Below are 24,619 nucleotides of genomic sequence, written 5' to 3'. Positions count from 1 at the left end.
AAAGGGATTATGCCATTTTTTCTCCTGATTCTTCTTTAAAAAAGCTCTTCATCGCATGAAATACATCTGCTTTTTGCTTTAAAATATAATATCTGAAATTCTCGTCTTTAATATTTTTATATGCTGACATAAGCGTACTGTGGCGGTTGTACTGGTTTAGTTAGCCGGGATGTAACCAAATTTAATATATTCTGTTCCCAAAACTCACTTGTAACTTTATTATTTTCACCTCAAGAAATCCATTCCCCTTTAAAGAGGTGTTGTATTTTAGACTCAATAATCATTAATCCCTCATGGGGGCACCATATCAAAAAAAGAAAATTGTACGTTTAGACACATTCTCAGATAATCCCCTGCACGTTAAGTGCTGGCAACCGAGATATGATAAAATGGTTAATCTAAAAAGTAGAGGGTTTACAATATGAGAAGTGTGCCATTAAAGGAGAGTGTATACGATGAATAGCGTCAATGTAAAATTGAATCCTCAACTGATGAGAAAATGATAGTTCTAACCTTCAACTCTTGCCACTTTCCTCTTTCTATTTTTTAATTACTTATTAAATAATTTGATAATAACTACATAAACTAAACACATTTGTATCTCATGGGAGTGTATTATTCGTGAAAAAAATTTGGATAGTCCTCATTCTTTTAATCATTTCTTTTTGTTTCACACAAATAACCATATATGCTTTTACGGATAGTCGTAAGGCATATGAAAAAACAGGGAAGGTAATTTGGGAAGTAAATACAACGAAAAAAATAGTTGCAATAACATTTGATGATGGGCCTCATCCTGTTTTCACCCCACAAATACTTGATATTTTAGCTAAATACAATGCGAAAGCAACCTTTTTCGTAGCAGGTAATAAAGTTAAAAGGTTTCCTGCTATTTTAAAAAGGCAAGTAAAAGAAGGACACGAAATTGCTAATCATACTTATAATCATATTTATGATAAAAATATTACCGCCGCTAAATTAACTGCAGAATTAGATCAAACGGATAAAATTATCAAGCAAATCACTGGCTATAAACCAACTCTCTATCGTCCAGTTGGAGGCCTTCACAATAATTTAATTATTAATACAGCTATACAGAATGGGAAACTTGTTATTCTATGGTCATGGCATCAGGATCCTCAGGATTGGAGAAATCCAGCAGCTAGCAAAATTTCTAAATATATAACAAAAGGTATTAAACCCGGCAATATCATTCTACTCCATGATTGGAATGGGAGCGAATTTTCTCAGACATCTGAGACAGTTGAAGCATTAGAAAGTATCATGAGATATTTATACAGAAACGATTATGAATGTGTAACAGTATCTGAAATGCTCTATCGTTCCATAAAAATAATTCCCTCCCCCTTTAATCCTTTTTATCAGTGAATCTAGGCTTATTTACGAAAATTTATGAGAATTTTCTAGAGTTTAATATTTTTAGTAACTTTACATACTAGAAATTATAATGAAAAAGGAGAGACGATGTGTCTCTCCTTTTTATCCATGCATATTTAAAGTTAGCGATTAATTCCACCACCAAGTTGTTGTTCAGCCATTGCTACTAGACGTTTTGTGATTTCACCACCAACAGAACCGTTTGAACGAGCTGTTGCGTCTGCACCAAGTTGTACACCAAATTCTTGAGCGATTTCATATTTCATTTGATCGATTGCATTCTCTGCACCGTGAACTAATAGTTCATTACGACTTCCGCTATTATTGTTTGCCATATTGTATCACCTCCTATGTTTTTAATATGCTAAAAAGCAACTAAAAATATATATTCCTTTTTTTGGTATTATTTTTCCAGCTTATTAAAGCATAAATAATACATATATTTCACAAAATAGTATTGTGTAGGAGAGCGAAATAAAAAGTGCTTGCCATAGGAGTATCATGTATGAAACAGACCTCCAGAACACGATGAAACGGGTTGTGCTTTATGAAGGCACAGCCCGTTTTTATTAAGGCGTTTTTTCTTACATACTGATTAAAGAATTGGAGGAATACAGATGAAACATATTGTTGCCTTATTAATTAAATATACCGCTATTAGTGCTGTATTATTGATGATACTAGGGATTTTTCAGGGTATTTCGATTCCTAGAATATTGTTTATTTCATTATTAATTACTGGAGTATCCTATTTAATAGGAGATTTATTTATTTTACCTAAGTATGGAAACATGGTGGCTACCATTGCTGATGTTGGTTTGAGTTTTGTAGGAGTTTGGGCATTAACATACTTTTTAACAAATATAAATTTAACTCGTAATATTGGAGCATCTGCTTTTTTTGCAGCTTTGCTAATTGGTGTGGCAGAAATATTCTTTCATATCTATATGAAGAAAGTTGTTTTACATGCGGATGAGGGTTCACGAGAATCCACTACTATTGGTCACGATAAATATGCTATGGAGATTTCTGACGAGTATGTAGATTATTCTAGAATAAAAAGAGAAAGTACATCTAGAAAAGTAGAAGATGGAACTGATAAATTGAAATAAAAAGTGGCCCTTGGCCACTTTTTTATCGTTAAGCTTGTTCAGAATTTCGAACATGTAATGGTGGAGGAACTATCCACCCCTTCTTCTTGCTTAAACGTAGTAATGTTACTCCCGCTTGTGCTTTCTTCATGTGAATTTGTCCAAAAAGCATGCCTACATCTTCTCGAAGGCATTTTCCCATAACTTGGCTACAAGTTACTAGTCCTGCTGCAAGAGCTGCTGCAACGGCTGCTGCGATTTCTGCATCGTTGATGCGTGCACCAGGAGGAATGTCTTCAATAGAAGCAACCGGCCTTTCTGGAGGTGCTGGTGGTAAAGCCACTCCATTTACCTTTAAAAGGGTTTTTAGCTCTTCTATTTCAGTGGTCATATCATTCTCAATTAAGTTTTGTAAAAACTTCTTTAAATCTTCATCACCTGTGTGATTCATAAATACTTGATGTCCGGCAACAGCTCCTTGTGTGGCAAGAAGATAACTCCAAATATCAAATACCTCTCCATAATGTAAAGGTTCATTTTGAGGGTTTCCACTTAATACACCCATTTTAAAAAGCCTCCCTTTCGAAAATATCATCATAAGTATATTTTTCAATATTGAAAATAAATTTTTAAGTATGTTTTTTCCTACAAAATATTTTTTATCATGCATGGGAAACACCTTCCCAACAATGTATGTTTGTAGTCTAGTAAAGAAATTTGCAAATAAAATACTCAAAGATTATTAAGTAAGATTATCAATAATCTTTGAGTGAGAAATCGCTTACTATAAGGGTTTATTTTTTAACGAATGAACAAAGGAAATTGATTTTAATATCAGCTATATTTTACACTCATTTATTAATTGAACTTAGCGATTAACTCCACCGCCAAGTTGTTGTTCAGCCATTGCAACTAAACGTTTTGTGATTTCGCCACCAACAGAACCGTTTGCACGAGCTGTTGTGTCTGCACCAAGTTGTACACCAAACTCTTGTGCAATCTCATACTTCATTTGATCAATTGCATTCTCAGCACCTTGAACTAATATTTCATTACGACTTCCGCTATTTGTGTTTGCCATATTGTATCACCTCCTATATTTTTAATATGCTACGAATCATGGAAAAATAGTTATTCCTTTTTATGGTAAAAAACCACTTTAATTATGTATAAATTATTGAATCTCTTCCTAAAAGACGAATAAAAAATAAAGCTGAGCAGAGTAAGAATAATTAATCTGTTCAGCTTTATCCAGTACCATCTAATTAATATATATTTTTAAAATTTGCCGCTTACTATTTCTTATATTATTGTAATGGTTGATTAACAGGCTGATAAATACTTGCTATAGCTTTTATTTCAGATTCTGGTGCTGGAGATAGAGGATAGTAACCCTTTTTCACCATGTATTGCCAAATATCATATGCATGTCTACTACTATTTAAAAAAGCTTTTTCTAAAAAAGACCTCAAATTTGGATTTGCACACTCTAATACAGCCCCAGCATAATTTAGTGCAGCCGATTTTTGATTTAAGAGATATCCCGTAGCAATTGCTCGATCGTTCGGAGGTGCTCCATTTATACTAGGTGCAACAGGAGGATATTGTTCAATAGGTGCTTTTAAATAAGAAACCAATACTGGATTTAACTTAGAGGGCTGAAAACGCTCAATATCGGGCGTACTCTGGCTTTGGACAAATTCTACTTTTAAATTATAATCTTCCACATGGAGCGGAAAATGTTGCTGTAATAATTGTTTTAATTCTAAATCTTGTGCTTGCTGAATGTATGTACTCATCGTATTAATTGTATTGTAACAACCAGCAATTAATTCACTTAAATCACGTAACTCATGTGTAGCTAATTGCATTTTGAACCCTCCTTTTCAAAGTTTTTTTAGTCTCTCCCAAAATATAAAAAATATAAGAAATGCATATGAATTTTCTTATTACTCATACTAAAATTATTCATTTTCTATTTATGAAAGGAGAAGTTTCAAATGCACACAGTATGGAAAGGCTCTCTTTCACTTGGATTATTAAACATTGGCATTAGGCTATATAGTGCTGTAGAAGAAAAAGATATTAAATTTTTAAGTCTTCATAAGGAATGCCTTACTCCCATTAAATATAAAAAGATTGCTCCTGATTGTACGGATACTGAAGTAAGCGATGAAGACGTTGTAAAAGCTTATGAATACGCGCCACATAAATATATAATTGTTGAAGATAAAGAATTAGACACACTACAAAAAAACATGAACCTCGATTAATTCGCCTTTCATCCTTTATCCAAAATGATGAAATTGATGAAATTTTTTTCGATCGTTCTTATTTTATGGGTCCTACCGTTGGTAATGAAAAGACATATTTGTTATTAAAAGAAGCTTTGGGCCGAACAAATAAACTTGGTCTTATTCATATTACTATCCGTAAGAAACAACATCTAGCTATTATTCGTAGCTTTCAAGAAGGCCTTATTTTACAGACTATTCATTATCCTGATGAGATTCGTAATATAAAAAACATGCCCGGTCTTCCAAAGAATGAAGAGTACCCGATTCACAAACAAGAATTAACTACAGCAATGAATCTAATTCATCATCTAACCAATTCATTTAAACCAGAACAATATGTAGATGAATATAAAGAAGCACTTACTGATTTTATAGAAGAAAAAATTGAACAAAAAGAAAAGAATGAAACCATATATCCTGCTACAAACATTATCAATATTATAGAAACATTAAATGCTAGCATTGAACAAGTAAAAGAGCAAAAAGACAAGAAAAAAGAAGGAATAAACGAACAGAAAGCCACATAATTGTGGCTTTTTTATCTACTCTTAAAGAGGATTACACTTTGGCATTTCTAAACCAGATGATTGTGCTAATTTTAATAAATAATAGCATTCCTCTCTTGCCATGTGGTCTGCCATTCTCGCAGATAATGAGCCTAATATTTGCTCAGATAATTCTAATTCTTCTACTTCATGAAGAAAATGCGAAAATAATTTCAGTTCTAATGAAACATCTTTCGTAAATCTCTTCAATGCTGGAAAATGGTTGAGCTCTGTACGTAAATATCCCGTCATTTCAACAGCTTTTAAATAGAACTGCTCAAAATGTTTCGCGTACATCTCACTCTTCTCTTTCAATCGTTTCTCTACAAGATCTAATTCACCTGAAATTGAACCAGCATGACCGGCCGCATCTGTTAACCAAACCAGATGATAATGTAATTCATGAAAAACAGGTGGCACCTCTCCTTTTATTAAATATTCTAATACTGTTATATACTCTTCTACTTCATTTACCATATGATTAATGAAAGTTGGGGTAAAGTGGATAACAATCTTTCCTTCCAATTGCTTTTGTATAATACTCAACTTGAATTTTCGGATCTCTTCTGCCGATTGTTTAGCATCTTTTGCGAATTCGATTAAACTAACTGTATTAATAAGACTTAAATATTTATTAAATTTTCCTACAAAATATATGGCTCTCTGAATGTCTTCAGTCTCTTTTGGGGCTAAAGCATCTAAAAGAAACTGTGCATGATCCTCAAGAACTCTCAACCAAAATTTATGTTCAAACAATGCATTTTCTTCATAAGTTTGATTCATTCTACGTCTCCTCCTTACTAACTTGGTTTTCATACTGATTAATACTAATGAAGGGTGTAAAATATGAATTTGAGCTAGTTTTTTTATTCAAGAAGGTAAATGATTTAATTGTAGTGTATGAATACTTAATGTTTACTATTAATTAGATGAAACTTGTTCAAGAGCTATGTTACGAAATTATTCCGTTGTTAGTTAATTTATCAAGATATGTGTAGCTACCTCCATACAGCTATATAATTGTATGATTGCTGTACTTATGACCTGTTGGCTAATCTATGCATATCAAGTAACTAATCCTCGTGCGTGATACCTATATTTTAAGCTAATGTATGTAACAGGAGAGTTTCTATACATGAAAACAGGACAAGCCATATTGCTTGTCCCATCAGGAGTAATTCATGAGGATTTTTAAAATGTCCAAACGACTCATATTGGTAAAATGAATCATTGTTAGTTTATGTAAAAGAAATGTAATTATACAAGGCAGTAATAGCAGATACCTTCTTTAATTCTCTGCTATTACTACTTTGTATAAAGGAGGAGAATCCTGAAATTCCATTGCTGGTAGCTTATAAAGGGAATATACAAAACTTCCTTTCGTTATATAAAAAGTTAATAATTTGGCAGACAACATTTTAAGTTGTCTGCCTGTGGGTTTCAAGAGCTTGATTGGAAAACTAATTGTTTTCCAAGAGTGAAGCCGCTAGTTAAATCAGCTTAGAAATAGTTTATGTAGAAATTATAAAAATATGTAAACAACAATAAAATTCTCATTCTACAAATAGTACAGAGCACTAAATAAAGGTGCTCTGTACTAAATAAGCGCTATTAATAAAAACATTCCATATGATAATACATCTGACTGATTACAATATGAAAACATGGGAACAAATTTTTTTCAATGTTAATAATAGCTAACAAAAAGAAATTGGAGTTTGCTTATTGTTATATAAGATACGTAAAATTGGTTGTTTTTTGGCTTGCTCGATATGCTTTTAATGAAATTGTGGTCCTTGTTGATTATCCATTTGTTGCCCTTGCTGGTTACCCATCTGTTGTCCTTGTTGGTTACCCATTTGTTGCCCTTGTTGGTTACCCATCTGTTGCCCTTGCTGGTTACCCATCTGTTGTCCTTGTTGGTTACCCATCTGTTGTCCTTGTTGGTTACCCATCTGTTGCCCTTGCTGGTTACCCATTTGTTGCCCTTGCTGGTTACCCATTTGTTGCCCTTGTTGACCCATTTGTTTAATTTGTTGCTGAGCCTGATATATAGCTTGATTGATTTGATTTAATGTTTGATTTGATTGAAGATGCTGTAAGCCTTGATTCAAAGTTTGGATAGCCTGTTGAATAGTTTGTTGTAATTGCTGATCCGCTTGTTGCATTTGTTGTTGAGACTGTTGACTAAATTGTTGAAGTTGTTGCATCAATTGATCAGCTTGTTGAAGACCTTGCTGACTTTGCAGTCCTTGTTGTTGTTGTCCTTGTTGTTGTTGTCCTTGTTGTTGTTGTCCTTGTGAAGATTGAGACATTTGAGACAAAGCTTGTTGTAAATGTTGCACTTGGTGGTGAATTGCACTTAATTCTTGTGAAATTTCTGTATCCGCTGCCTTACGTGCTACAGCTTCAATTTTCTTTTCTGTTCTCTTGTCCATTTAAAAATCCTCCTTTGGTACCCACATTCTAAGTAGGAACATTTTTATCATGTACAAAAGCTTATTTTCAATACTTAAAAATGTATTTTTAACACAGATTTTCTTCTACTCAGAATTGAATTCGAATACTATTGATTCACTTCTATCAAAATTCCCAATAGCTACTGCTTTAGTGAGGTGGATTTCAGCATTCTTACAATTGGTAACAAATTAGGATTTTCTATAAGTGAGAGGCTAATTTGCTTCTTCATATTCTTTCATTATTTTATAAAACGTGTTTTTCTTTAATTTTAACATTTCCATAAACATAACAGCTGTTATTTCTCCACTCTTCCATTTTGAATGAGTTTCTTCTATTATATTTATTTGTTGTTTACTTAGCGTCGAAAGGTTCACCTGAGGACGGACTAAGTGTTTTCCCTTAGATTTAGCTACCGCAATTCCCTCTGCCTGTCTTTGATGAATTTTTTTACGTTCTTGATCCGCAACATAAGACAACAAAGATAAAAATTGATCTTCCATCAAGCTAAGATTTTGAGAAACCTCCCATAACAAAAATTTTACCTTTTCACAGTTATTCATAAGAGTTCGGCTCATTTTTTCTTTTTTGGGGTCTTTATTTTTCTTAGGTTGATGGGTATGAATAATGCCCCCTCATGCCTCCTTACAGGAAGAATGATAAGACATTTTTTATTTACCCAATTACCGATCTCTCAAATGTTTTAAATAGTTACCTATCCCCTAATCACCGAGTATGTTTATTTCTCTAAATCACTGTCCATAATAATAAATAAAGACAAACCCTTTATCCTTAAGATACAAGCTCTTTCTCAAGAGTATCAAACTCGGTGATTAGGGTAGAGTGGTATACCACTCCCTCCTAATCACCGAGTAACAAAAGAATTTCCATCTACGGTTCAACCCAAATACCGATACATCAATAACGAAAAAACAGCCACCAATGTGATAGCTGTTTTACAAAATCAAGCTGATTTGATTTTTCACATCACGTTTTGAAAAATCAGTTCGTAACTGTAATGAAATATCATATTCATTATGCTTTTTATTTTCTTTAATGGATACAGATTGAATGAGAGGTAATAAAAATCGTCTTTTATCCATATCGCTTATTTCTTGAAGCTTGACATCATCTTGAAATACTTCATTCAAAGTATGTAACCATGTTTCTTTATTTTTTTCAATTTTTTCTTTGAGAGTAATTTGCTGTTTAAAGTCGTTCATTTGTTGTATGATTCCATCTAATTTTCGCTGTACATCCGAGCGATAAATCGCTAAAGACTTCAAAAAACGTTTATCATCGTTATTTTTCATACGCTGTTTGAGCTCTTCTGTAATATTGTGAAGTTTGATGGTGCAGTTTTCGAAGAGATGCTGATGCTTTTGAATATTGTTATTCAACTCTTGTATCTCATACTGAATTTTTTGTTCTATCGCATGATATACATTGTGAAATCCACTTATTTTCACATCAGTAAGTGTTTGATTCACTACTTTATCATGAAGGAGATCTGCATCTATTCTTAATTTGCAGTTATTACAAAAATAAATTTTCCCTCCATACTTTTTATTTGTAGAACTTACTGTTTGTTGATTCTTTGTTTTCATTAGTTCCTGGCACTTTTCACAAGAAAGCAACCCTTGTAGCAGAAAACTTGTTTTGTAATGTTTAGGAATCATGTTGCCATTACGTTTTTCGGAATAAATACGCCAACATGCTTCCCATATCGTTCGTGAAATGATTGGTTTCACATAGTGATTGGGTGCTTCAATCCAAATATCCCTTGCATTTTGCTTACCATCTGTTTGTCGTTGCCATGATAATAAGCCACAATAAAAAGGATTAAGTACAATCGCCTTTACATTCTCTTTCCCCCAGTCCTTTCCGCGGCGGGAACCGTTAGGGAGCGTATTAGCAATGTGCTGAAACCCATGACCATTTAAATATAAGTTGAATATTTCTTTTACATAGCAAAGCTCTTCAGGGTGTTCAATAAACTGCCCACTATTCTTATCATATGTGTAACCAAATGGCGGCTTACCACCAAGCCATTTCCCTTGTTTTGCTTTGTTTTCTAGGCCTGATCGTGTTCTTGCGATAATGGTGTCAACTTCATATTTAGTAAAACCATCCTCCATAAGTTGCACAATTAAATCATTATCAGTATTGTACACACTTTCGGTCGAACTAATAATAATGGGAATGGCAAGTGTCTTCATGACAATACGAATGGTTTGATGTTCAAGAGGATCCCTAGCAAGGCGATCACTTTTATAAACAATGACAAAATCAAATTCTTTTCTTTTTGCCGCTTCAAACATGTTTTCAAGTTCTTTTCTACTAGTTATTTTATTTTTTCGAGCGGAAACAGCCTTATCAAGAAAAGAATGAGTATGAATGCAATCATATCTGCGAATCACTTCCATAACTGAGTTCAATTGCATATCCATGTCCTGTTTATCAGTAGAATGTCGCCCGTAAAAAGCAGCCTTCATATTTGGCTTTAAAATATGAGAGAGCTTCATGGTGTCAGCACCTCTTGAGTTCGTAAGAATGGGTGTTTAAAAACTATTTCGCAGTTCTTTCCGTCAGTTTTGACTTGCTGTATTAAATCTTGAAAAAAGGAACCTAGCTGTAGATTCTCCTTTATCTTGTCATAGGATAACGACATAGAGGATTGATAATTACTTACCTTTTCACGTAGTTGCTTTACATCATTTAATTCCTGTATTACCTGTTCTTTTTGTTTTTTATATTTTGCAAGCTCATCATACAGCGCCATAATTTCAATTTCCTTTTGTTCCTTATAAGGTGCATCAGTATCCTGATACCACATATCTACTTTAGCAATCAATTTTTCATTAATAAGTTGGATTTTCTCTTCAATGGTTTGTATTTTCTGTTTCACTTGTTTTTTTGCATTTTGTTCATATCGATCGAATAGTTCATGAAAACGGGAAGTAAGTAAGCTATCAAAATATTCCTTACAGCGTTCGAAGACTAATGGTTCAATTGTACTCTTCAGAACATAAATCGAAGAATGATTTAAACATTTATACTTTAAATCCCCCTTTTTTCTAGCCTTTACTTTTTGTAATGATTCATTACATTTCGAACAAGTTAATAATTCTTGTAATGGAAATAGTACTTGTTCAAATACGTAATCTTGATGAGTCTTTGAAGGAGATAAAATAGTGACGATACTACAAGCCTTTTCCCATATATCCTTATCAACAATAGACAGTTTTTCATATTTACTAGTGACATCTTCACCAAAAATATTCATAGTACGTAATCCAATATATGTAGGATTGAATACGATTTTCCTAATATCAGACGAAGTCCAAGGCTTACCATTTTCCTTTAATCCCAATACACTACACAATTCTTTCAGAGATTCATACTTTTCCGCTACAAGTTCTTGAAAAATCATTTTTACTACTTGTATTTGTTCATTTATTAGTTCGACTTCTTTTGTTTCTTTATTCCATTTGTATCCATATGGGAGACGTCCAGGATTCTTTCCACTTTGGAAATTAGCTTTTAATGTTTGCTTTAAGCGTTCAATAATTTGTTCACCTTCACGTTGAGCCATACCGGCCATAATTAACTCAAGATACTCACCAATCGGTGTATAGTACATTGGTGGCTCATTCGGTGCAGTTAAAATAACATTTATCTTCTTGCTTCTTAGTATTTGATAAATTTCATAATACTCCATTACATTGCGGGCTAGTCGATCTCGTTTAAATAAAAATAAATTTGTTACATTGTTATTCTTGATATCTTTTAATAATTTCTGTAAAGCTGGACGTTTTTTCAAGCTAACTTTTCTAGCTGATACCGCTTCATCAATATACTCTTCATCGATAATCAATGCCATATCAATGGAGCGAGTAAGAACTGAATTTTGTTGCATTTCGATTGAGTTTTCTTGTGAATCAATTGAACTTCTATAATATGCAACGTTCTTCAATTCAGGACCTCCTCTCATGATGTTCTATTTACACTGTATGTATAAAAAAGAATTGCTAGTCCTTTTCGACAGCTTTTGTTAATTCTTTTTTAACAATTTCTATATAAGCTTCAAACCATTTTTGAGCTGATTCTGGATCATGAATATAACTGACAGATATAATTTTAATTTCTTTTTTCTTTTTCATTACTTCTATTCCTTTCAAAAAATCATTGGAGGTTAATGTTATGATACATGAGCTTGGAAAACACATTCGTACACTTCGTACTCAAAAAGGAATTGGATTAAACACTTTTGCAAAACAACTTGGTGTATCACCAGCTTATTTAAGTAATCTTGAAACCGGAAAGACAGATACCATTCAACTTTCACTATTACAAAAACTGCAAGATGAACTTCACCTCATTACAATGGATAATTCTTTATTAATTCAAGATGAAATAAAATATAGAATTGCCCGCGCGAGCACCCTATTACATAACTTGATACAACAAGATAAAGCATTGGGATATTACTTATTAGAAACCTTAGAAAAAGGTATTGATCTATCTCAAGTTTCACTTACTTTCCATAACAATGATCAAGATTATTATTTACAGAACTAGAAAAGCTATTCATCATTAAAAACAACTATTTATTTTAATGAATAATTTAATCAAAAAAGAAGAGCATATCTCTTAAGGAAAGAGAATGCTCTTTTTATTTTTCATCTTCTTGGCAACTTACTGCCGCTTCAAATATAGATCTTAAAATTGGATTTTTCTTTTCCCACTCTTGTTGAAACCATTCTTTTTGTTCTTCTTTTCCCATTAATGCAAGTGATGAATGAATAATGACTTTTGTATTACCAAATTGAAATTCTTTCATCATATCCCCCCTTGCATTATATGTATGCATGACAAGAAAAAAGACGAACTATCATTTTCATAGGACAAGTTAGCCATACATATCTATAACAATAATACTAGACAAGCTGGTAGGTGAAACGAATGTATCGTCCAGAAGAACTTGATGTATTCATCTATTTACGTAAAAGTCGAAAAGATCTTGAAGAAGAAAAAAAAGCGATGGAACATGGACAACATTACGATACGCTTGAACGCCATCGAACTCAATTATTAGAACTCGCTCATAAAGAGCATCATAATATAATTGATATTTTTGAAGAGGTTGTTTCGGGTGAATATATATCTGAAAGACCAATGATGCAAAAATTACTTCGTGAAGTAGAAACTGGCATGGCTGATGCTGTATTAGTAATGGATCTAGATCGCCTCGGTCGTGGTGATATGGTGGATCAGGGAACGATTTATCGTGTATTTCGCTATTCAGAAACATTCATTATTACACCAACAGAAGTCATTAACCCAAATGATGAAAATCAAGAGTTAACATTTAGTATCAAATCTTTAATTGCTCGAGAAGAATTAAAAACAATTGTGAAACGTATGCAGCGTGGTAGAAGAGCTTCTGCCAAAGAAGGAAAATCCATCTCGCGTGTTCCACCTTACGGATACTTACGAGATAATACTTTAAAACTTTATCCTGATCCTGAAAAAAGTTGGGTAGTATCTAAAATTTTTGAAAGCATGGCTGGCGGAATGGGCAGACAGGCAATCGCACAAGAATTAGACAGATTAAGTATTTCGCCTCCAGAAGGCGAATACTGGAACCCTTCAACTATCTCATCCATTATTAAAAATGAAGTATATCTCGGTCACATCATTTGGGGAAAGATACGCTATACAAAACAAAATGGTAAGTATATACGAAAAAAAGCACAAAAAGAACAATGGCAACGACACAATCACGCTCACTCTCCACTTGTATCAGAAGAATTATTTCAAAAAGCTAACATGGCTCATAGTAAACGTTGGAGACCTCCTACAATAAAAACAAAAAAACTTTCTAATCCATTGGCTGGAATCTTACTATGTGAACTATGCGGACATTCCATGCTTTATCAACCACGAAAAGATCGGCCTAATCCTCAAGTTCGTTGCGTTCAACCATCCTGTAAAGGTATTCAAAAAGGAGCATCCTTATCACTTGTTGAACAGCGCATACTTGATGGATTAAAACAAATTATTGAAAGCTTTGAGATACAAGAAAACATGGTACAAAAAAAGAAATCGAGCAATAATATTCATTTACAACAGAAAGCTCTAGAAAAGAAAGAACAACAAATAAATGATCTACAAAAACAAAAAAGCAATCTCCATGATTTTTTAGAAAAAGGTGTATATGATGTTGACACATTCTTAGAGAGACAAAAATCTATTGCTGTACGATTGAAGACTACCCAAGAGTCAATTAAAGAGCTTAAACATGAAATTAAAAAGATATTAGAAAAAGAAAAACATATACATGAATTTGTTCCGAGAACCAAAAATATTTTAGAAGCTTATTATGCAACGAATGATATAGAGAAGAAAAATCACCTTCTCAAATCGGTGCTTGAGAAAGTGACTTATTTACGGAAAAAAGAGTGGAAAAGAAAAGATGAGTTTGTAGTGGAATTATATACTAAAATATAACTCTCAAAATCAACAATATACGATGACTCCTATCCAAAATACTTATAAAAGGGGGAGCACCCCATCACCATCAAGCTAAGAAAAGCAAATACCCCAAAACGAAAAAATTGTCATCTCCAGGAGAAAATGTACAATTTTTTTGTTTTGGGGCATAATAAAATTCTTAAGTTGGTGGCTGTGTGGCACTACTCCTTCTATAAAATCAACCAATACTTAGAAATTATATTTTTTGTAGAAAATAGCTATTCTAAATAGTGAATTCATAATGATAAGGAGGAATTTAATTATGACAGTAATTACTAAGCTTAAGCAAACTATTTCTGGATTAAAAAGTGCTCAAGCATGTTTAGAAGGATTTGTTCTTGATACTGACAATCAGCAAGCAAAACAACTGTATCAAAATGCAGCTCAGCAAGCACAGACAATTATTGATTCTTTAGAACCACGTGTTCAGGAGATTCTACAAGATGAGCCTCAGTACAATCAATAAAACGCAGTAATCTTCAGATTTTTTGCAGAGGTCTTATCATAGTTAGATTTATATATCTGGGGTTCTGCCGTATGCCCATCAAGTTAAGAAATTGGTTGTTCCTCAAAACGAAAAAATCGAGCTAAATTCTCATAAATAACTGGAAAATAATAAAATTTTCGTTTTGGGGATACTTCAAAATACTAGCGTGATGGATATGTGGTGCTACTCCATAAACAAAAGAAATCCCTCTAAACTAATTAGAAGGGTTTCTTTTTTGTTCAGCTTAGATACATTCTATGTAGAATCATTGAGATACACTAATTCACTACAATTTATGTTATTTTTTAAATACTCCAAAGTAAACTTCCGAACATTAGTTTACATTCAAATCCTCATAAACATTAGGTTTACCCCAATTTTCCTAATATCCTCAAAATTAGGAAGAAAAGTATACATTTAAAATATGATAAAGTGAAACTTTAATCAGTGGAGGTTTTATTCATCCCCCACTGGTTATTAGCCTTCACCAATCGGGCTTTTACGGGCAGTTTACCTCCCACCTAACTCCTTTGTTTTTACAAATAATACTCAAACATTTTTGCAACCTTTTCTTTCATTTTTTCCTTTATAGATAATTGATTGACGTCAGAGGATGTTACTCGCTTTGAATTTTGTAAGTCTACATTAATGACTGGCTTTATTTTAGAAATATAGACAGGGTCATGGATATAACAGTTCATTTCTTCATTTAAATGAAACGAGCGCGAATCAAAATTCGCGGTCCCAACCATCAATACGTTTTCATCAATCAAGAATGCTTTACCGTGTAACACTCCCTTTTTATAACCATATACTTCCATCCCTTGTTTTAATGCTTTTCGGATATATGGGTACGCTGCTTCTTTAACTAACAGTGCATCCGAATGAGGTGAGAACAGAATTTTGACACGAACTCCCCTCTTTCTTGCATCTACTAATGCATTCCAAATAGTTTTGTCTTTTGGTATAAAATAAGGTGTTACTATAATGATGAACTCTTTTGCTTGTTGAAACAACCTTGCATAATCTTGCCCAAGTTTTTCTCCGCTGTAATATGCAGTAAATCGATGCGAGGTTGTCCCCTTTTCCTTTGTCGCACTGTGTATCGGAATCGGCTTCTCTGAGTTTTTCTTCCAGTCTAAAACAAATTGGTGTTCTAGATCTTGAACTCCTTCTCCTCGTATTTGAAGGTGATAATCTCTCCAGTGACCGAGTTTTGCTTTTTCTCCTAAGTACTTCTTGCCAATATTAAATCCGCCAATGTACCCAATCCTTCCATCAATAACTGAAATACGACGATGATTTCGATGATCCAAAGAAGCAGAAAGATAAGGAAAAGCAGGCTTATTGTAATACGTAAAATGCACTCCTTTATTAACTAATAATTCTCTTTCCTTTTTCTTTAGTAAAATTCCTCCTAGCCTATCCACTGCATAGTATACTTCTACACCTTCCTGACTTTTTTGCCTCAACAAATCTAGAAACTGATGACTTACTTTATCATCAGCAATAGAGAAGAAGCTAATATGCACGTAATGTTTTGCTTTCTTTATATCTGAGAATAATTGATTGTTTAACTGTTTCCCATCTGTATACATATTAATATCACTTTGACGAATAGGGTATTGGCTAGGCTGTTGGGTAAATCTCCCACTTTTTTCAGCTACTGTTCTGTCAATTTCATCCCAAACAAACAAAACATACGCCGATAAATACAAAGAGGATTATCAAGAAAATTTTACCTATCTTTTTCAGCATATCTAATCTCCTTTATATATCATTGTTTTTTCTGTTAGTTTTTGTTATCGGGGCAAAATTATTCCATAGCCATCCATGAAGCTAGTCTTTACCATAGAACATGTAAGTAAATTACGTTCTTACATGGTAGATTTTCTATTCAAGTCAAGTTAACATACCTCCACTTATCGGTAGTATACGAAAAAGCCAACTTTTTATCTTTTTCAGATAGGGGTCCCGCCACATGCCCATCAAGCTAAGATTATATAAGTTTATTCTCACGTGAGATTATTTCTTTTTTCTAAAGGTCCAGTGTAAGTTCTTTAAATATTTGCATACTAAATAAACCCTATCGGGTTATAATTTTTTTAGATTACGCTACTTGATTGTGGGACATAGAAAAGTTGTATACGACGCCTAAGATATCAAAGACTGTTTTCTTCTCATACCTATGGGATTTTCGCCCATTTTTCTGTAGAAGATTGAACAAACGAAGTAGTATCTTTGATATCTCTTGAGTGTCTTTTTGTAAAGCTTGATAAAGAAGTGGAAAATAATCTTTGATGATATAAATCGCTTTATATTCACTCAACTCTCGTTTCTTCTTGGTGAGGAGTAATTGGCGCATTTGAAACATAGTGGAGGAACAAAGGAGGATACTAATTAACTGTCCGTATAAATGACACTCTAATCGTTCTAATTTTACAGAATTACAGTGATGAATACGAAAAAATGATTTCCATGTTTTAAAGATAAGTTCAATTTGCCACCGTAAAGAGTAAAAATCGTATACTTGTTCTTTTGGTAGGTATTCCGAAGGGATATTTGTAATGTAAAAGTTAATCGCACTAAGCCGTTTACTGCGTTCTTTATAGGTAATTTGCTTTTTGTGTTCTTTAGATGCTAAATCCTTTTGTCTACGTTTCATTTGCGTTTCAGTTAATTTATACAAAATTAGTCTTGCAGGAAGCTTTTGATACATTCCAATATAAATCTCAGGAATTTCATATGTTTCACCTGACTGTAATTGGTCAATGAATTGCTCCATATCTAATTGGATGTACTCAGAGTGCTTTTTTATTGTTCCATTTTGAAAGTATTCAGGCTCTTTATTCTTCTGATATATACGTGTATTGAGCTTTAATCTTGAAATAAAATAAGCATTACACTCTTTTATCGTATGTAAGTCTTTTAAATCGAAGTATCCTAAATCACGTATACATACATCGTTCGGTTGAAGGGACGTTAAACAAGTAGAACCATACGTTTTATCATTGTGCTTTCCTGATCCTACATGAACATGTAGAAACTGACCACTTAGTAAATCATACTCTAGTTGAATTTTCACGCCAGCATTTTGACCACTACCACCTGAACCTTGATATGTAGAAGTGAATTTATCTGGAATCTGAAAATGTGTAGAATCCAATACACGAATACGTCGAAAATAGTTTGTATACAAAGTTGGAATCTTGCTAGAAGAACCAGCTTGTTGGTGAAGTAAATATGCTATAAAAACAGAACAGCCTGGGAATTAAAACGTTGATTGAGTCCTTCTGGACTCATAGAAATGCCTGTGTTAGCTTCTAACTGACTACATAATTGTGTCAATGAAGTATGGGCTATGTTTCGACTTAACCAAATACATAGGGCCACTAAATCTTGTGCGCGGTATTTACTTTTTCGTTTCACAAATCCTACATTTTTAGCTAATTGCTCTAAAGCATCAGGTGACATATATCGCTGCAACTCTTTAGAAAACAATTCTAGTTCATTAGAAATAGATAAGTTCATATCAAAAACGCCATCCTTTCCTATGATTCTACAGAAAGAATAACGTTTTTTTCGTTTTATGGATACAATTTCTCTTTAGCTTGATGGTGATGTGGCGAGACCCCATATCAAGCAATATTTAGCGAATTTTCACCACAAATTATCTTTGTCTTCCTATTGGGGAGACGGTACCACTTCTTTGAAAGAGAAAAAACAGAAGATCTTGAGGTCTTATGTAGGCTGATGAGGCTCTAGAACATGAAAAAGTTCATTCGATTGTGTTTGATGAGTTACCTCCTCATTCGATTGTGATGCAGTTGACTGCAATAGTGTTATCAAATGCAGCGCTGTTGATTGTTGGAGGCGAAGGTGGTCTCGAAGGTTACGTAAAAGGAGTAGGGGTTGGTTAGCGCCTTCACCTATCCTACCCGAATAAGGCGGGAAATGGTTTAGTCCTTTGTTACAGAAGGCGGCTTTTTTATGACATCCGCATCATCACCTGTAACGTAAACTTGTGCTGTTTCTTTTTTTAGCTTTTCCTTTATTTGTTTTATTTCTTCTATTTGACGTTTTGTAACCAATACTTTATTTACTTGCACGGGGTGTTTGTTTATTTCAATTTCTTCTTCTTTCAGAGGAATTCGAAGTTCCTCCTCATTTCCTGCTTCTATTACTAATACTTCACGCTTAATAGGAACAGTGAACGTTTTCTGTTCTTCGACGACTTCTTTATGAACCTTTACCTCCCCTATTTGTACTCGTTTTTTTTTTATTTCCAGTTGCTCTTCTCGTAATTGAAGCGTTTTTTCTTTAATTTCATTTGTTTTTTTAGTCGGTTTGTCGATGTTCCTTCTCGAATTCATTGTATAACTAATGCCGCCTACGAGTGCTCCTATAACGAGTCCTGTTACGATTGTAAAACCTGTTACCCAACCGATTATGCTACCGATTATCACACCAATAGTAATATACTTTCCCATAGGACCTCCTGAAGTTCTTTTTTATATATGAGGATGGAAAGAAACCTACTTAACTAGAAGTTAAGTAGGTAGGCACAATTAGTCCTCTTTGATAATATCTGTATTACCATGCGATTCAACATCTGCAACTTCTTTACGAAGTACGTCGCGTACTTGTTCTATTTCTTGAACCGAACGTTTATGAGCAGAGACTTCACCAGTGACGACCGTATGCTTTTCTACATCAATTTTTTCAGCAGTTACTGGAATGTGAATCGTTTCTTCTTCTGTAATTGGTTCATCTGTTGGTTCGTGATCAACGGCTCTTTGTTCAATAACGACTTGATCATGTAAAACAGGGACATTCACTGATTGTTCTTCCTCAACAATGTCCTTATGAAGCGTCACATCACCAGTCTCCACACGGTGTTTGTCGATCTCCAATTCTTCAGCACGAAGATCAAGATGTACGTCTTCTGCTGCAAATTCTGTATCGGCAGAGCGATCTACTTCACGTACCTTTTTTCGAGTTTCCTTTTGAGTTCCTTCTTCGTTAAATAAATCAAAAAAGCCCATGATGAAAACCTCCTAAGGGATGTGTTTGGATCTTATAAGTACTAATGTTACCTGTGTGAGTGAAAATATGCGCTTGATTTGGTGCTTGTTTCTAAAAAGGCTTTACTTAGCCATTTGGTATTTACATCCAATTTTTTTATTAGGGATATTTAAAAAAAATCAGAGTCGTTAGCCTTCATGCCTTCATCCTCGATTAACGTGCCCTATCGTACTATAAGGGGTCACCATACATGCCCATCAACTTAAGAAAAATAAACGCCCTAAAACGAAAAAAATGAGCTGACTTCTCAAAGTAACTACCTATAGGGGTACCGTCACATCGCTATCAAGCTAAGGTTTTATTACACCATCAGAACGAAATTTTTAGGCTTTCCTGTAATGAAAAAGCTTATTTATCGTTTTGGGGGTGACTTGTTTTCTTAGGTTGATGGCAATGGGGTCCCGCCACATGCCCATCAACCTAAGGTTTTGGTGTCCCCCCACAACGATAAAAATAAACTTGGTTGCCATAAAAAACATCACGTTTTCATTCTGAAAGCATTATAGAAGTTTAACCTAATGATTATATAGCAGGTACTGATTATTAAAGAAAAAATGCAATCGGATTAATCGCTACATTAATAAAGATAATTCAAATAAAAAAACACCTTTCATTAATAACTAATGAAGGGTGTTTTTTTATTTGAATTATAGTTCATCTTCTTCAACTTTTGTACTGTTATACTTACTATATCCATATATACATAAGCCGAAGAATACTCCGCCCATACTATTTATAGTAAGTTCTCTCATGGTAATTGCTTCTCCAGAAGGTAAATATGTTAATAAAGTAAATACAACAAAGAAAATAAATCCTGAGAATATCGAATTACGAACTAACATTTTATTATTTGATGTATAACGTATATATATTTTTTTGATCCGCATCATCATAACGATATAAAATGATGTTGTTAATAAAATAATTAAGGCTAGAATGCCAAGTGATGTAATTTCTTTGTTTAAAATCAAATCATATAGCATAGCTCCAAAACAGATAAAAAGAGCTAACATCCCAGCGTTTGCCATTATTTCGAAGGCTGTATTTTGTTCTCTTTCATCAACAGAAGTACCTCTACCAAAAAGATATAATTTTAGTAACTTAGACATTAATCTTCCTCCCAAAATAAATCATTTAATGTAACACCTAAACTTTTGCAAATCTCAATACATAATTTCAAAGATGGGTTGTATTCGCCTTTTTCTATTAGACCGATTGTCTGTCTACTTACATTCGTTAATTTTGCTAATTCCCCCTGTGTCATACCCTTTTCAAGTCGAATTCGCTTTACTTTGGTAAGCATATTAGAAGCCTCCAATACATTTGTTTCTTTTGTAATATATATATTACATTCGTCATGTATATATGTCAATGGTTAGAAATTTTAACACCTTATATTTCCAGGGATATCCCTATACGAATCAATTTTATAAATTTGTATCTATAAAATGAAAAAAACGCTATTCTTTTTGTAGAAATATACAGGAAGGATGGCGTTTTTGTATGAATTTATCGATTTTAGATGAACTAGAATTGTTTTCTAAAGAATTACAACGATATATGTCACCACATGTTTTAGAACAGTTAGCTAGAGAGATAGGATTTGTTCAACGAAAAAGTAAATACCGTGCTCAAGATTTAGTGGCTCTATGTGTTTGGTTAAGCCAAAATATAGCTCATACTTCATTGACACAATTATGTAGTCGCTTAGAAACGAATACAGGTATTTCTATGAGTCCAGAAGGACTCAATCAACGATTTAATTCTCAGGCTGTGCAGTTTTTACAACAAATATTAACCTATTTACTCCACCAACAACTTTGTACATCTAGTAAGATTTCAACTTTATATACAAACCATTTTCGCAGTATTCGTGTATTGGATTCTACACATTTTCAGATTCCAGATAAATTTGCTTCTACATATCAAGGTTCAGGAGGTAGTGGTCATAGTGCTGGTGTGAAAATTCAACTAGAGTACGATTTACTTAGTGGCCAGTTTTTACATGTTCATGTAGGGTCTGGAAAGCACAATGATAAAACTTATGGTTCTACTTGCTTAACGTCTCTTCAACCGCACGATGTATGTATACGTGATTTAGGATATTTTGATTTGAAAGATCTGCATACGATAGACGAGTGTGGTGCTTATTTTATTTCACGATTAAAGCTCAATACTCGTATATATCAGAAGAATAGGGAGCCTGAATACTTTCAAAATGGAACAATAAAAAAGCATTCTGAGTACATTCAACTCGATATGGAGCAATTTATTGACCAATTACAGTCTGGTGAAACATATGAGATTCCTGAGATTTATATCGGAATGTATCAAAAACTTCCTGCAAGACTTATCTTATATAAATTAACTGAAACACAAATGAAACGTAGGCAAAAAGATTTAGCATCTAAAGAACATAAGAAACAAATCACCTATAAAGAACGCAGTAAGCGGCTTAGTGCAATAAACTTTTACATTACGAATATCCCTTCGGAATATCTACCGAAGGAACAAGTATACGATTTTTACTCCTTACGATGGCAAATTGAATTGATATTTAAAACATGGAAATCATTTTTTCGTATTCATCATTGTAATTCTGTAAAATTAGAACGGTTAGAGTGTCATTTATATGGGCAATTAATTAGTATCCTTCTTTGTTCCTCCACTATGTTTCAAATGCGTCACTTACTCCTCGTCAAAAAGAAACGAGAACTAAGTGAATATAAAGCGGTCTATATCATTAAAGATTACTACCTACTTATATATCAATCTCTACAACAAAACACCCAGGAACTATCAAAGACCTTCCTTCGTTTGTTCAATCTCTTACATAAAAATGGACGAAAGTCTCATCGATATGAGAAGAAAACAGTCTTTGATATATTGGGTGTCGTGTACAATTATTTCGTTACTCACAATCATGTAGCTTAATTAAAAAAATGAAACCTGTTAGGGTTTATTTGGTATGCAGATTTTTAGAAAGCTGATATCAACTCTTTAGAAAATAGAAAAAATCTAGTTGACGGACTTTTACTTAATCTTAGCTTGATGGCGATGGGGTCCCGCCAACATAACGCGAATTTCGTACGCTTAGGAATTTTATATTTAAAAAACTTGATTTCTCCGTACGTTAAGAAGGTTCCAGAAACGATATTTATTGTTTAGTATGATACTTTGTTTTTGGTAATGAGTTTTAGAACTAGATTTCAAACATAATTCAGTCAGTTTTGATAGATGTAAATAAAGTTCCTTAAACGACGAGTTTTGGAACAAATAATAAGATGTGTGCTTTTTTAACTTTGTTCAGCAATCGGGCCAGATTGTTGAATAACAGTCTTTTAAGAAATGTTATCTAACGACGCTTGTGCAAAAATAATATTGTTGTTTAATTTACAATAAAGTCATTTGAAAAATAATATTAGTTGTTTAAAAATCCTTATTCCACGAACGGAGCAGGTTAGTGAAAGCAATAGTAATTAGGTTTGACTGGGAAAATTGTCGATGATATTAAAAAAGACACCGAAGTGTCTTATGTTTTTCAAATTAAGCATACCAATAAATTGAAATTTAATTACTTAACATTATGTTTATCTTGGGAGCTAGGTATTTTATCGGTGAGTGTATACAAACCATGTAATGCTTGCTGTTAATAATGCTGACGAAATCAAAGCTGTAAGAACACTATATGTTTGCCAAATAAGTATCGTTGACCAATCGAAAGCACAGCACAGTATACCCAGGGCAATCGTAGCGATCAGGAAAATAACTGTTACGATTATTCTCTTTTTTGTCATTGGCTGCCGCTCATTCGTTTTCCTTCTGCGTAATCCTAAGAGAAATAGGAGAACGGCCAATAGGCAAAGAATAATAGTGATAGACGACAAAATGATATCCAAAAGCTGTGTGCCGCTTATTTCATATGACTGAGTTAGATTGCCGTCTAATATATCTTTAACTTTTAGTACCAGGTTTATATTGGTATTTGCGCCGTTGCTCAGCAAGCAGACGGCTGTTCGTTCATTTAGCAGTATGACTACTTCGGTTCTGAAATTTGGATTGCCCCCAGTGTGTTCTATAATCGTTTGGTCGGCGTTTACCGACCAGCCTGCCGCATAATACATATCGTTGACAGCCGAAACAGACATATCACCCCTATGTGATTTTTCGATAACCGTGTGAAATATTTCGGGTATGTCCTGCACAATACCCATCTGTATGCCCATCCAACGCGCCATATCTTTTGTATTAGAAATGATGTAGCCTGCGGGCTTATTCCCAGCATAATCCGGAGCTTTAAATGGAGTTGTCATAAAAAAGGAAGAACGGTAGCCCTGTGCCAACTGTCCAGTTGCTTGAGCATCTTCTTTATAAACATACGTCTGGTGAAGACCTAACGGCTGAAATACCTGTTCCCTCATAAAGTCTTCATAGCTTTGTCGCGACACAATCTCAATAACCAAACCCAATACATCATAATTAACGGTTCCATAGTTATACTGTTCACCGGGAGGGAACGCCAATTCAGCATCTACGAGCATTTCCACAGTCTTTTGTAACATATCCGGTGTATTGCCTTGTGGAATACTTTGAGTATGCCTAATATTTGTTAGACCACTGGTATGGTGAAGAAAGTTATTTAGTGTAAGGCTTTGCATATCAACAGGTTTCCCTTGATACTTTAACGTAAACCAAGGTAAATATTTTTGGACAGGGTCAGTC

The 24,619-nt window shown here is 33.7% G+C and carries 21 protein-coding genes and 5 pseudogenes; 7 read left to right on the top strand and 19 right to left on the bottom strand.

Annotated features, from left to right (window positions below):
• Window positions 1-7: 7 nt before the first annotated feature.
• Window positions 8-160 (bottom strand): annotated as a pseudogene (locus tag AC1DKZ_RS25255) (sporulation protein YhbH); the annotation flags it as partial.
• Window positions 161-621: 461 nt separating this feature from the next.
• Between AC1DKZ_RS25255 and AC1DKZ_RS25250 the strand changes: the two are divergent.
• Window positions 622-1,389, top strand: coding sequence for a polysaccharide deacetylase family protein (locus AC1DKZ_RS25250; protein WP_476997291.1), 768 nt, complete (start codon window positions 622-624; stop codon window positions 1,387-1,389).
• Between the two features lie 131 nt (window positions 1,390-1,520).
• On the opposite strand, the gene AC1DKZ_RS25245 is transcribed toward AC1DKZ_RS25250, so the two are convergent.
• Complete coding sequence (locus AC1DKZ_RS25245) at window positions 1,521-1,733, bottom strand: alpha/beta-type small acid-soluble spore protein (RefSeq protein WP_078177088.1); 213 nt, start codon at window positions 1,731-1,733, stop codon at window positions 1,521-1,523.
• Window positions 1,734-2,015: 282 nt separating this feature from the next.
• On the opposite strand from AC1DKZ_RS25245, the gene AC1DKZ_RS25240 reads away from it, so the two are divergent.
• Complete coding sequence (locus AC1DKZ_RS25240; protein WP_476997290.1) at window positions 2,016-2,510, top strand: YndM family protein; 495 nt, start codon at window positions 2,016-2,018, stop codon at window positions 2,508-2,510.
• Between the two features lie 28 nt (window positions 2,511-2,538).
• Here AC1DKZ_RS25240 and AC1DKZ_RS25235 read toward each other — a convergent pair whose 3' ends face one another.
• From AC1DKZ_RS25235 to AC1DKZ_RS25225, 3 genes are all read right to left on the bottom strand, one after another.
• Window positions 2,539-3,054 carry a DUF3231 family protein gene (locus tag AC1DKZ_RS25235; RefSeq protein WP_476997289.1) on the bottom strand — a complete coding sequence of 172 codons (516 nt, stop codon included), beginning with the start codon at window positions 3,052-3,054 and terminating at the stop codon, window positions 2,539-2,541.
• 303 nt (window positions 3,055-3,357) lie between these two features.
• Window positions 3,358-3,570 (bottom strand): alpha/beta-type small acid-soluble spore protein, encoded by a 213-nt coding sequence (locus AC1DKZ_RS25230; RefSeq protein ID WP_002130371.1) that lies wholly within the window; start codon window positions 3,568-3,570, stop codon window positions 3,358-3,360.
• Between the two features lie 226 nt (window positions 3,571-3,796).
• Window positions 3,797-4,360 carry a spore coat protein gene (locus tag AC1DKZ_RS25225; RefSeq protein ID WP_088099767.1) on the bottom strand — a complete coding sequence of 188 codons (564 nt, stop codon included), beginning with the start codon at window positions 4,358-4,360 and terminating at the stop codon, window positions 3,797-3,799.
• Window positions 4,361-4,489: 129 nt separating this feature from the next.
• On the opposite strand from AC1DKZ_RS25225, the pseudogene ku reads away from it, so the two are divergent.
• Window positions 4,490-5,313 (top strand): annotated as a pseudogene (gene ku, locus AC1DKZ_RS25220) (non-homologous end joining protein Ku).
• Window positions 5,314-5,334: 21 nt separating this feature from the next.
• On the opposite strand, the gene AC1DKZ_RS25215 reads toward ku, so the two are convergent.
• The 6 genes and pseudogenes from AC1DKZ_RS25215 to AC1DKZ_RS25190 all read right to left on the bottom strand — a co-directional run bounded on the left by AC1DKZ_RS25215 (window position 5,335) and on the right by AC1DKZ_RS25190 (window position 11,951).
• Window positions 5,335-6,114: a DUF2935 domain-containing protein gene (locus tag AC1DKZ_RS25215; RefSeq protein ID WP_476997288.1), complete on the bottom strand. Its 780-nt coding sequence runs from the start codon at window positions 6,112-6,114 to the stop codon at window positions 5,335-5,337.
• Window positions 6,115-7,109: 995 nt separating this feature from the next.
• Window positions 7,110-7,769, bottom strand: a complete 660-nt coding sequence (locus AC1DKZ_RS25210) for a hypothetical protein (RefSeq protein WP_476997287.1) — start codon at window positions 7,767-7,769, stop codon at window positions 7,110-7,112.
• Between the two features lie 234 nt (window positions 7,770-8,003).
• Window positions 8,004-8,294 (bottom strand): annotated as a pseudogene (locus AC1DKZ_RS25205) (recombinase family protein); the annotation flags it as partial.
• A gap of 450 nt (window positions 8,295-8,744) precedes the next feature.
• Complete coding sequence (locus AC1DKZ_RS25200) at window positions 8,745-10,313, bottom strand: recombinase family protein (RefSeq protein WP_476997286.1); 1,569 nt, start codon at window positions 10,311-10,313, stop codon at window positions 8,745-8,747.
• Window positions 10,310-11,764 carry a recombinase family protein gene (locus tag AC1DKZ_RS25195; protein ID WP_476997285.1) on the bottom strand — a complete coding sequence of 485 codons (1,455 nt, stop codon included), beginning with the start codon at window positions 11,762-11,764 and terminating at the stop codon, window positions 10,310-10,312. The genes AC1DKZ_RS25200 and AC1DKZ_RS25195 overlap by 4 nt, the downstream gene beginning before the upstream one ends.
• Before the next feature lie 55 nt (window positions 11,765-11,819).
• Complete coding sequence (locus AC1DKZ_RS25190) at window positions 11,820-11,951, bottom strand: hypothetical protein (RefSeq protein ID WP_020063003.1); 132 nt, start codon at window positions 11,949-11,951, stop codon at window positions 11,820-11,822.
• Window positions 11,952-11,991: 40 nt separating this feature from the next.
• On the opposite strand from AC1DKZ_RS25190, the gene AC1DKZ_RS25185 reads away from it, so the two are divergent.
• The gene (locus AC1DKZ_RS25185; protein ID WP_390219721.1) at window positions 11,992-12,369 is read left to right on the top strand and encodes a helix-turn-helix domain-containing protein; all 378 of its coding nucleotides are present in this window, start codon (window positions 11,992-11,994) and stop codon (window positions 12,367-12,369) included.
• Window positions 12,370-12,463: 94 nt separating this feature from the next.
• On the opposite strand, the gene AC1DKZ_RS25180 is transcribed toward AC1DKZ_RS25185, so the two are convergent.
• Complete coding sequence (locus tag AC1DKZ_RS25180; RefSeq protein WP_476997284.1) at window positions 12,464-12,631, bottom strand: hypothetical protein; 168 nt, start codon at window positions 12,629-12,631, stop codon at window positions 12,464-12,466.
• Window positions 12,632-12,753: 122 nt separating this feature from the next.
• Here AC1DKZ_RS25180 and AC1DKZ_RS25175 point away from each other — a divergent pair, with 122 nt between their 5' ends.
• Together AC1DKZ_RS25175 and AC1DKZ_RS25170 are read left to right on the top strand one after the other, a co-directional pair.
• Window positions 12,754-14,301, top strand: a complete 1,548-nt coding sequence (locus AC1DKZ_RS25175) for a recombinase family protein (RefSeq protein WP_476997283.1) — start codon at window positions 12,754-12,756, stop codon at window positions 14,299-14,301.
• A 286-nt stretch (window positions 14,302-14,587) separates the two neighbouring features.
• Window positions 14,588-14,791: a DUF1657 domain-containing protein gene (locus AC1DKZ_RS25170; RefSeq protein WP_476997282.1), complete on the top strand. Its 204-nt coding sequence runs from the start codon at window positions 14,588-14,590 to the stop codon at window positions 14,789-14,791.
• 557 nt (window positions 14,792-15,348) lie between these two features.
• On the opposite strand, the pseudogene AC1DKZ_RS25165 reads toward AC1DKZ_RS25170, so the two are convergent.
• From AC1DKZ_RS25165 to AC1DKZ_RS25140, 6 genes and pseudogenes are all read right to left on the bottom strand, one after another.
• Window positions 15,349-16,570 (bottom strand): annotated as a pseudogene (locus AC1DKZ_RS25165) (phospholipase D-like domain-containing protein).
• Window positions 16,571-16,922: 352 nt separating this feature from the next.
• Window positions 16,923-18,343 (bottom strand): annotated as a pseudogene (locus AC1DKZ_RS25160) (IS4 family transposase).
• Between the two features lie 428 nt (window positions 18,344-18,771).
• A complete protein-coding gene (locus tag AC1DKZ_RS25155; RefSeq protein ID WP_088035507.1) occupies window positions 18,772-19,302 on the bottom strand; it encodes a YsnF/AvaK domain-containing protein in 531 nt (176 codons plus the stop codon).
• Window positions 19,303-19,380: 78 nt separating this feature from the next.
• Window positions 19,381-19,857 (bottom strand): YsnF/AvaK domain-containing protein, encoded by a 477-nt coding sequence (locus AC1DKZ_RS25150; RefSeq protein ID WP_016119337.1) that lies wholly within the window; start codon window positions 19,855-19,857, stop codon window positions 19,381-19,383.
• 687 nt (window positions 19,858-20,544) lie between these two features.
• Window positions 20,545-21,006, bottom strand: a complete 462-nt coding sequence (locus tag AC1DKZ_RS25145; protein WP_283750765.1) for a hypothetical protein — start codon at window positions 21,004-21,006, stop codon at window positions 20,545-20,547.
• On the bottom strand, window positions 21,006-21,200 hold the full coding sequence (locus AC1DKZ_RS25140) for a helix-turn-helix transcriptional regulator (protein WP_000956453.1): 195 nt from the start codon (window positions 21,198-21,200) through the stop codon (window positions 21,006-21,008). The genes AC1DKZ_RS25145 and AC1DKZ_RS25140 overlap by 1 nt, the downstream gene beginning before the upstream one ends.
• 200 nt (window positions 21,201-21,400) lie before the next feature.
• Between AC1DKZ_RS25140 and AC1DKZ_RS25135 the strand changes: the two genes are divergently transcribed.
• Window positions 21,401-22,831: an IS4 family transposase gene (locus AC1DKZ_RS25135; RefSeq protein ID WP_429686129.1), complete on the top strand. Its 1,431-nt coding sequence runs from the start codon at window positions 21,401-21,403 to the stop codon at window positions 22,829-22,831.
• 677 nt (window positions 22,832-23,508) lie between these two features.
• On the opposite strand, the gene AC1DKZ_RS25130 is transcribed toward AC1DKZ_RS25135, so the two are convergent.
• Window positions 23,509-24,619, bottom strand: a 1,111-nt coding sequence (locus AC1DKZ_RS25130; protein ID WP_476997281.1) for a serine hydrolase domain-containing protein, incomplete at its 5' end; no start/stop codon positions are given.

It is taken from the genome of Bacillus sp. 05T21 (assembly GCF_056396785.1).
The sequence above is the reverse complement of the archived record's forward strand: the minus strand, read 5'-3'. Positions and strand labels throughout refer to the sequence as shown.